3 protein-coding genes and 2 tRNA genes are annotated in these 4,748 nt (G+C 69.4%); 2 read left to right on the forward strand and 3 right to left on the reverse strand.

Translation table 11 applies throughout. From position 1 onward, the window contains the following. The 3 genes from cysK to ABKW26_RS19940 all read right to left on the reverse strand — a co-directional run. Positions 1–885: cysteine synthase A (cysK, locus tag ABKW26_RS19930; protein ID WP_348595831.1), on the reverse strand; the 885-nt coding region annotated here is incomplete at its 3' end. A 446-nt stretch (positions 886–1,331) separates the two neighbouring features. Then, a complete protein-coding gene (locus ABKW26_RS19935; RefSeq protein WP_348595832.1) occupies positions 1,332–2,687 on the reverse strand; it encodes a DUF2254 domain-containing protein in 1,356 nt (451 codons plus the stop codon). 109 nt (positions 2,688–2,796) lie between these two features. Next, positions 2,797–2,870, reverse strand: a tRNA-Gly gene (locus ABKW26_RS19940). 130 nt (positions 2,871–3,000) lie between these two features. On the opposite strand from ABKW26_RS19940, the gene ABKW26_RS19945 reads away from it, so the two are divergent. Next, positions 3,001–3,077, forward strand: a tRNA-Pro gene (locus ABKW26_RS19945). 192 nt (positions 3,078–3,269) lie between these two features. Continuing rightward, positions 3,270–4,637, forward strand: a complete 1,368-nt coding sequence (tig, locus tag ABKW26_RS19950) for a trigger factor (protein ID WP_348595833.1) — start codon at positions 3,270–3,272, stop codon at positions 4,635–4,637. Positions 4,638–4,748 lie beyond the last annotated feature (111 nt).

The following is a 4,748-nucleotide window of genomic DNA, read 5'->3' on the forward strand; positions in this document are numbered from 1 at the left end:
CGACGGCACGACGACGACGATGAGCTTGCCGGCGTTCTCGGGGCGCTTGCCGATCTCGAGCGCGGCGTGGATCGCGGCGCCGGACGAGATGCCGACGAGCAGGCCCTCCTCCTTCGCGGCGCGGCGCGCGACTGTCACGGACGTCTCGGCGTCGACGTCGAAGACCTCGTCGTAGACGGTCGTGTCGAGGATCTCGGGGACGAAGTTCGCGCCGATGCCCTGGATCTTGTGCGGGCCGGGTGCACCGCCGTTGAGGATGGGGGACTCCGCCGGCTCGACCGCGATGACCTGGACCTCAGGCTTGTACTTCTTGAGGACCTGACCGACGCCCGTGATCGTGCCGCCGGTACCGATTCCCGCGACGAAGATGTCGACGGCGCCGTCGGTGTCCGCCCAGATCTCTTCGGCGGTCGTCGTCCGGTGGATCTCCGGGTTCGCCTCGTTCGAGAACTGGCTCGCGAGGATCGCGCCAGGACGCTCGGCCGCGATCTCGTTGGCCTTGGTGACCGCGCCCTTCATGCCCTCGGACCCGGGGGTGAGGATGAGCTCGGCGCCGTAGGCGCGCAAGAGGGCTCGTCGCTCCTTGGACATCGTGTCCGGCATGGTGAGCACCACGTCGTAGCCGCGGGCTGCCCCGACGAACGCGAGCGCGATGCCCGTGTTCCCGGACGTCGCCTCGACGATCGTCCCGCCGGCCGTGAGGGCTCCGGACTTCTCGGCCGCGTCGATGATCGCGACGCCGATGCGGTCCTTCACGGAGTTCGCCGGGTTGTAGTACTCGAGCTTGGCGACGACGGTCGCCCCGACACCCTCGGTGAGGCGGTTGAGCCGGACGAGCGGGGTGTTGCCGACGAGCTTCGTGACGTCGTCGTAGATGCGTGCCATGAGGGAGTCCTTTTCTGGGGAACGGTCGCTGAGACCGGGTGGGGGTGAGCCGGTACGACAGGGGGAGCGATGCTCCTGAGGGACGTCAGGACCTGCGGAGGGCACGACGGTGGCGGTCAGGAGCGGCCGCGACAGGGCGGCCGAGGGGTGTGGAGCATTGACGGTCCGCCAGAGGCGGTCGCGGGTCAACGCTCTAGAGACACCGACAGCACACGGGGCAGGGAGCGCACGGAACGAGCACGGGGCGGGTCGAGGTGATGACCTGCAGGCTCACTGCGCTTCCTCTCGCCGACTCGTGTCTCCGCGGGGCGCGGGTGCGCGGCGGATGCTGTCCGCCCGACTCTATCGACGGTGCGCGCGGCATGCAACGTCCGGGCGTGCGCACACCGTGCACGGCCGCTCCACCGTCCGACGACGCACGCACGGTCAGGCGCCGCGATCGCCGTCTACAGGACCCCGGGCGAGCGCGCGTCAGCCAGCCTCAGGCGGACGGAGCTCAGTGCCGCGAGCGCCGGGCCGGCGTCGAAGGCCGGTGGCTGCGTCGCGAGGTACGCCTCGTGGAACGCGTCGGTCTCCAGCCGCAGCGTGTGGCGGGTGTCGCCGCTGGTCACGGACTCGAGCCGGTCGATCAGGCGGACTCCCGCACGGACGACGAGCGGATGGTCCATCGCGTAGGTGCGGAGGGCGAGGAAGACGTCCGCGAGCACCTCTGCGCGTGTGGGCCACGCGCAGAGCACACGGACCCGGTCCTCGTCGTCGGTGACCTCGTCGGAGGCCTCGGGTCGGGTGCACAGCGTCGTCAGGGCCCCGCTCAGCGCGTCGACCGCGGAGACGCAGGTGTACGGGTCGTTCGCGCCGGACGCGAGGCCGCGGACGCCGATCTCGACGAGTCCCTGTGCGGCGAAGCGCAGATCCTGGTGCGGGGTCCGGGGGGCTGCGACGGTGAACGCCGACGGCACCGACCGCGCGAGCTCGTCGGAGGACGACGTGCGGCGAGGCGCCGAGGGCTCACCCGGCCCGCCGTCGGCGGGGGCGAGCGTCTCTGCGATCGTCTGGCCCGTGAGGACGTACGTGCCGGGAGTCGCCAGGACGCGCAGGACGACGTCCTCCGAGGTCGCTGCCCGGCACAGTCGCTTGACGTCGACGTGCTGCACGTACCCCGAGGACGCCGCCCGGAACGTCTCGCCCGTCGGCGTGAGCCCCGCCGCTCCTCGTGGCTCGCCCCGTCGTCGTGGCTCCTCGGGGTAGAGGAGGTCGATGACGGAGAGCAGCTCGGACAGGACGCGGCCCTGGAGCGTCGTCACCTGGACGGAGCTCGCGATGTGGTGGATGAAGTAGACGAGCACCGCGACGCCGCCGGTCGCGAAGAGGACGGCCACGCTGACGGCGAGGCTCGGGACGAAGGTCGTCGACGAGTCCTCCTCGGTGCGCACGGCGCGCAGCACCACGAGCGAGTAGAGGAAGGCGGACGTGTGGACGGCGAGCACCACCTGGTTGCCGCGGTCCGCCATGAAGTTGCGGACCAGCCGTGGGCCGTATGTCGACGACGTCGTCGCGAGGACCGAGATCGTGATGGAGAACGAGGTCGCGGCGACCCCGAGCATCGTCCCGCCGATCGCCGCGAGGATCGCGCGGCCCCCGGTCGCTGAGAGGTCGGCGACGAGGGGGATCGAGCGGACGCCCTCGGCCTGCAGGGTCCGATCGACCTCGATCAGTGCGAGGGCGAGGAGAACGGCCCCGGCGCCGCTCAGCGCCGGGATGAACCAGAAGGACTCTCGGGCGTGCAGCAGCCGTGAACGCATGGTGGAAGGCTAGCTCGCTTCCCTCGCCGTGGCGCGAGGACCTGATGGGGCAACCCGCTGGGCGGATGCGTGGGAGGGACGTGCGAGGGAGCGCCGTGAGGGCCGTCGGTGGAGCGGGCGACGAGAATCGAACTCGCATCATCAGTTTGGAAGACTGAGGCTTTACCACTAAGCTACGCCCGCTTGCGGCTCGTGAACACGGTCTCCCGTGCTCGAACCAGCGCAGCTACCTTAGCAAAGGTTTCGGGTGCGCAGCGCGCTGCGGCATCCCACTACACTTGCCCGAGTGCGCCGACGGGTGGTGCACGAGCATCGGGGTGTGGCGCAGGTTGGTAGCGCGTCCGGTTTGGGGCCGGAAGGTCGCAGGTTCGAATCCTGTCACCCCGACCATGGTCACAGGGCCGCGTTCGATAGGACGCGGCCCTGTGGCGTACCATCTACTGGTCGCTCGTGGGTGATTGCTGACCCACGAGCGGGAGCAGCGCCGCCGGAAGGCGGCCGTCGCTCCTGCGAGACCCGAGAAGCTCAGAAGTATCCGTGCCGGGCACTCGGCATGCCATCAATCAGTTGGAGATCATCGAAGTGAAGAGCGCCGTCGAGACCCTGGACCCGACCAAGGTCAAGCTGACCGTCGAGGTGGAGTACGACGAGCTCAAGCCGAGCATCGATCATGCGTACAAGCACATCGCCGAGCAGATCACCGTCCCGGGCTTCCGCAAGGGCAAGATCCCCGCACGCATCGTCGACCAGCGCGTCGGCCGCGGAGCCGTCCTCGAGCACGCGATCAACGAGTCGCTGTCCGGCTTCTACCGCCAGGCCGTGACCGAGACGAACATCCGCCCGCTCGGTCAGCCCGAGGTCGAGGTCATCAAGGTCCCCGACGTCGACGAGACCGCCGGTGAGCTGCACTTCACCGCCGAGGTCGAGGTGCGCCCCGAGGTCGAGCTCCCCGAGCTCTCGAGCATCACCGTGACCGTCGACGACCTCGAGGTCACCGACGAGGACGTCCAGGGTCGTCTCGACGCGCTCCGTGAGCGCTTCGGCACCCTCGTGGGCGTCGACCGTCCCGCAGCCGAGGGCGACTTCGTCGTGCTCGACCTCTCCGCGAAGGTGGGGGGCGAGGAGGTCGACAACGTCTCCGGCATCTCGTACCAGATCGGCTCCGGCAACATGCTCGAAGGCCTCGACGAGGCGCTGACCGACCTCTCGGCCGGCGAGACCACGACGTTCGTCGCTCCGCTCGCCGGTGGCGAGCACGAGGGCGCCGACGCCGACATCACCGTCACAGCGACGACCGTCAAGCAGCGCGACCTGCCCGAGGCGGACGACGACTTCGCCCAGCTGGCGAGCGAGTTCGACACCCTCGAGGAGCTGACCGCCGACCTGCGCGAGCAGGCCGCGAACATCAAGTCCTCCAACCAGGCCGTCCAGGCCCGCGACCTCCTCCTCGAGGAGCTCACCAAGGGCGACGTCCCCCTGCCCGCCGGCGTCATCGAGGCCGAGGTCGTCCGTCACCTCGAGGGCGAAGGTCGCCTCGAGGATGCAGAGCACCGCACCGAGGTCACCGAGCAGACGCAGACCGCGCTGAAGAACCAGATCGTGCTCGACATCCTCGCCGAGCAGCTCGAGGTCAAGGTCGCTCAGAACGAGCTCCTCGACTACCTCGTCAACGCGAGCCGCCAGTACGGCATGGACGCGAACACGTTCATCAAGACGATCGACGAGAACGGTCAGATCCCGGCGATGGTCGGCGAGGTCGCTCGGTCCAAGGCCCTCGCCGTCGCCCTGCGCCAGGTGACGATCCTCGACGGTGCGGGAACCACCGTGGACCTCTCCGACTTCATCGGGTCGGACGAGGACGATGCCGCTGCCTCGGTCGTGGCCGACGAGGGCATCGTCGTGGACGAGGCCGAGGACGCCAGCGCCTCCGAGACCTCCGACAAGGCCTGACGCTCTCCCGTCCGACCGAGCGCAGGCTCTGCACGTCGACGCCCACGAGGGTGCCGAAGCGCTCACGGAGCGCGTCGAGACGACCCTGGACGTCCTCGTCTGTCTCTTATA

Source organism: Sanguibacter sp. 25GB23B1, assembly GCF_040012415.1.
Classification (GTDB): Bacteria; Actinomycetota; Actinomycetes; order Actinomycetales; family Cellulomonadaceae; genus Sanguibacter.